Raw genomic sequence first — 2,044 nt, forward strand, 5'->3', positions numbered from 1 at the left:
ACAACGGGACCGCTCCGGACGATGTCCCGTCCTTCCTCTACGCGGTGCCGGTCGGTGACGGCCGCACGATCCTCGAGGAGACCTGCCTCGTCGGCCGCCCGGCACTCGGTCTCGGCGAACTCGAACGGCGCCTACACATCCGCCTCGCAGCGCGAGGCGTGCACACGACCGGCGACGAGCAGGTCGAACGGGTGCGCTTCGCGGTGGAGGGCGCACCGACGTCGCCCGGGGTGATCGGTTTCGGTGCCCGCGGCGGTCTCATGCATCCGGCTACGGGCTACGCGGTGGCCACAGCACTGTCCTCTGCGGATGCGGTGGTGGACGCGATGCGCCGCGGCGACGACCCGCAGCATGTCCTGTGGTCTGCCCGCGCCCGTTCGGTGGCGGCGATGCGGCAGATGGGACTGCGGGTCCTGCTGCGACTCGACGCGCACGGTGCGATCGAGTTCTTCGGCGCGTTCTTCGACCTGCCGGTCGCGCAGCAACGGGCGTATCTGTCGGGTCGCGACGACGCGTCGGGTGTGGCGAGCGCGATGTGGCGGCTGTTCCGGGTGCTACCCCGGTCCCGGCGCATGACGATCCTGCGGTCGATCCGCTGATCTCCCGGTTACGACGGTGTGGCGAAGGTCTCGACGAGCCGCCCGGTGAGTTTCGCAGCTTTCCAGCGTTCTCCCGGCGTGTCGATCATGATGGACACATGCGGTCGATCTGGAAAGGCTCACTCGCGTTCGGCCTCGTCAACGTGCCGGTGAAGGTGTACTCGGCCACCGAGTCGCACGACATCACCTTCCACCAGGTGCATGCGAAGGACGGCGGGCGGATCAAGTACCAGCGCGTGTGTACCGAGTGCGGTGAGGTCGTTCCCTACCAGGAGATCGACAAGGCCTACGACTCCGAGGACGGCGAGCGGGTCGTGCTCACCGACGAGGACTTCGAGAAGCTTCCCGCGGCGGAGAAGCACGAGATCCCGGTCCTGCAGTTCGTGCCCACCGAACAGATCGATCCGATCCTGTTCGAGAAGTCCTACTATCTCGAGCCCGATTCGTCGTCGCCGAAGGCCTACGGCCTGCTCGCCGCGACCCTCGAGCAGAGCGACCGGACGGCGCTGGTGCACTTCACGCTTCGTCAGCGCACACGGCTGGCGGCGCTGCGCACCCGCGACGGGTTGCTCATCCTGCAGACCCTGTTGTGGCCCGACGAGGTGCGCGCGGCCGAGTTCGAGTCGCTCGACGACATCGAGAAGCCGAAACAACGCGAACTCGCGATGGCCGAGACCCTCGTCGAATCGATGTCCGACGATTTCGATCCCACCGAGTTCACCGACGAATACCAGGTGGAGCTGCGCACGCTGATCGACGAGGCCCTCGCGCGCGGTGGCGAGAAGGTCTTCCAGGTCGCCGAACCCGACACCGACGAGGAGGACGCCGAGGTGCTCGACCTCGTCGCTGCCCTGCAGCGCAGCGTCGACGCGGCGGGTAAGAAGGTTCCGTCCGGTTCGTCCTCGGGCGGGAAGAAGTCCTCGAAGGACGACGAAGACGACGACGAGGGCGCGAAGAAGAAGGCTCCCGCGAAGAAGACCGCATCGAAGAGCACGGCGAAGAAGAGTCCCGCGAAGAAGAGCACAGCGAAGAAGACCGCGTCCACGAGTACGGCGGCCAGGAAGAGTCCTGCGAAGAAGACAGCTGCCAAGAAGACCTCCGGCGAACGCAAAGGCGCCTGACCCCGACGAGAAGTCGGAGATCAGGCGCCGAGGCTTCGGAGCCGGAGGCAGCCGGATCAGACGGTGAACCCGAGTGCGCGCAGCTGCTCGCGTCCGTCGTCGGTGATCTTGTCGGGACCCCACGGCGGCATCCACACCCAGTTGATGCGCAGTTCGTCGCACAGACCGCTGCGCACGAGTGCGCCCTTGGCCTGATCCTCGATGACATCGGTGAGGGGGCACGCCGCCGACGTGAGGGTCATGTCGACGGTCACGATCTCGTCGGCCTCGGAGATCCCGTAGACGAGACCGAGATCGACGACATTGATGCCGAGTTCGGGGTCG

General features: G+C 66.6%; 3 protein-coding genes. 2 read left to right on the forward strand and 1 reads right to left on the reverse strand.

The features are described from left to right. On the forward strand, window positions 1-599 hold a 599-nt coding region (locus R1101_RS0122110), incomplete at its 5' end, for a lycopene cyclase family protein (protein ID WP_016935412.1). A 98-nt stretch (window positions 600-697) separates the two neighbouring features. Beyond that, the gene (gene ku, locus R1101_RS0122120; RefSeq protein WP_016935414.1) at window positions 698-1,720 is read left to right on the forward strand and encodes a non-homologous end joining protein Ku; all 1,023 of its coding nucleotides are present in this window, start codon (window positions 698-700) and stop codon (window positions 1,718-1,720) included. Window positions 1,721-1,776: 56 nt separating this feature from the next. Here ku and R1101_RS0122125 read toward each other — a convergent pair. Further along, the coding region (locus R1101_RS0122125; protein WP_016935415.1) for a metal-sulfur cluster assembly factor at window positions 1,777-2,044 on the reverse strand (268 nt) is incomplete at its 5' end.

The organism is Rhodococcus sp. R1101 (genome assembly GCF_000278445.1).
Classification (GTDB): domain Bacteria; phylum Actinomycetota; class Actinomycetes; order Mycobacteriales; family Mycobacteriaceae; genus Rhodococcus; species Rhodococcus gordoniae.